Raw genomic sequence first — 1,963 nt, 5'->3', positions numbered from 1 at the left:
CAGCCTGAGGACAGGCCGCGCCTCCGCCAGCCTGCTCGACCAGGTGATGGTCGAGGCCTACGGTGCCACCACCCCCATCAGCGCGGTGGCGGCGATCTCCGTGCCCGAGCCCCGGGCCATCAGCGTCAGTGTCTGGGACCGCGGCGTGGTCGCCGCCGTGGATAAGGCGATCCGGTCGGCTGGCCTGGGCCTGAACCCGGTCGTGGAGGGCCAGACCCTCCGCGTCCCCATCCCGCCCCTGACCGAAGAGCGACGCCGGGACCTCACCAAGATCGCCGCCAAGTACGCCGAGCAGCAGAAGGTGGCCATCCGCAACGTCCGGCGCGACGCCAATGACGACCTGAAGAAGGCGGAGAAGGACTCCGTGATCAATCAGGACGAGCAGAAGCGCATGGAAACCGAGGTCCAGAAGATGACCGACGAGGCCGTGAAGCGGGTCGACGAAGCCTTGAAAACCAAAGAACAAGAGATCATGCAGGTCTAGCTCGGAGGCGGGCGGAGGCGATATGACCGCGAGGTCCAAGACATCCCGCGGTGAACCCGCGCTGGCCCCCGCCGTTCCGGCGTCGGGTTCACCCCTGCATGTGGCCATCGTCATGGATGGAAATGGGCGGTGGGCCACGCTCAGGGGGCTGCCCCGGACCATGGGGCATAGGGCCGGGGTCGAGGCCCTGCGCCGTACCGTGTCGGCGGCGCCGGACCTGGGCGTGCGCTGGCTGACCGTGTTCGGCTTTTCCACGGAGAACTGGAGCCGTCCGGCCTCAGAGGTCCGGGAGCTGATGGCCCTGCCCAAGCGTTATTTCGACTCCGACCTCAAGCGTCTCGAGCGGGAAGGCGTGCGTGTCCGCTCCGTGGGTCGCCGCCAGGGCCTGCCGGAAGATCTGGTCACCCTGCTCGACGAGGCCGAACGGCGAACGGCCCAGAACGATCGCTTCTTCCTGCAGATCGCCTTCAACTATGGGGGGCAGGCCGATATCGCAGATGCCGCGCGCCGGCTGGCGGAAGCCGCCGCAGCTGGCCGCCTCGACCCGGCGAGCGTGGATGAGGCGGCGTTCGCCGGGGCCCTGTCGACGGCCGGTCTGCCGCCGCCGGACCTGATCATCCGGCCCTCCGGAGAGCAGCGCCTCTCCAACTTCCTCCTCTGGGAGGCAGCCTATGCCGAACTGATCTTCCAGGACGTTCTCTGGCCGGACTATGCCGCCGGGGACCTCTCCGCTGCCATCGACATCTTCCGGTCCCGGGACCGCCGCTTCGGGGGAGCCGTCGCCGATGACATCCTTGTCGCCGGCTAGGGCCTTTGATTGGAGTAACCTGGGGGTGCGGGCAGCTTCCGCAGCCATCCTGCTGCCCGCGGCCCTGGGAGCGGTCTGGGTTGAGATGGGGCCCGGACAGCCCGCCTGGCCCTTCCTCCTGATGGTGGTGACCGCGGTCTCCCTGCTGTGCGTGGAATGGGGGGGCATGACCGCGCCCTTCGCCAAGACCCGCGTTTCCACAGCGGTCTGCGCTGCGGTCCTGACGGCGGTCTTCTTCGCCCAACGTGAAAACATGGCGGTCGCCTGGGGCGTGCTGGTGGCGGGCGGGGCCATGGCCGCAGTCGTGGCCCGGGGCGTCGCCGAGCGGCCGGGCAACGCGGCCCTCGGGGTCTTCTACATCGGAACCGCCGCCGTGTGTTTCATCTGGTTGCGCTCCATGCCCCAGGGGCGGTGGTGGATCTTCATGACCTTCGCCGTGGCCTGGGCCGCCGACATCGCCGCCTACCTCGTTGGCAACCTCGTCGGGGGCCCCAAGCTTTGGCCGAGGTTCTCGCCGAACAAGACCTGGGCCGGGTTCCTCGGGGGTCTTGCCGCGGCCATGCTTTCGGCGGTGGCGCTGGCCGCCTTTCCGGTCTTCCGGCTCAATCCCTGGGCTGCGGCGCTTGCTGGCCTCTGCGGGGGACTGGCGGGCATGGCCGGCGACCTTTGCG

3 protein-coding genes are annotated in these 1,963 nt (G+C 69.1%); all 3 read left to right on the top strand.

Features of this window, described 5'->3' with window-relative positions:
- Nucleotides 1-484, top strand: a 484-nt coding sequence (gene frr, locus WCJ52_RS12930; RefSeq protein WP_336903712.1) for a ribosome recycling factor, incomplete at its 5' end; no start/stop codon positions are given.
- Between the two features lie 22 nt (nucleotides 485-506).
- Nucleotides 507-1,292 (top strand): polyprenyl diphosphate synthase, encoded by a 786-nt coding sequence (gene uppS, locus WCJ52_RS12925; protein WP_336903711.1) that lies wholly within the window; start codon nucleotides 507-509, stop codon nucleotides 1,290-1,292.
- 25 nt (nucleotides 1,293-1,317) lie between these two features.
- Nucleotides 1,318-1,963, top strand: a 646-nt coding sequence (locus WCJ52_RS12920; protein ID WP_336903710.1) for a phosphatidate cytidylyltransferase, incomplete at its 3' end; no start/stop codon positions are given.

The sequence above is a fragment of the Phenylobacterium sp. genome (genome assembly GCF_037138395.1).
In the GTDB taxonomy this organism is placed as follows: Bacteria; Pseudomonadota; Alphaproteobacteria; order Caulobacterales; family Caulobacteraceae; genus Phenylobacterium.
This window is presented reverse-complemented; position numbering and strand designations above follow the sequence as displayed.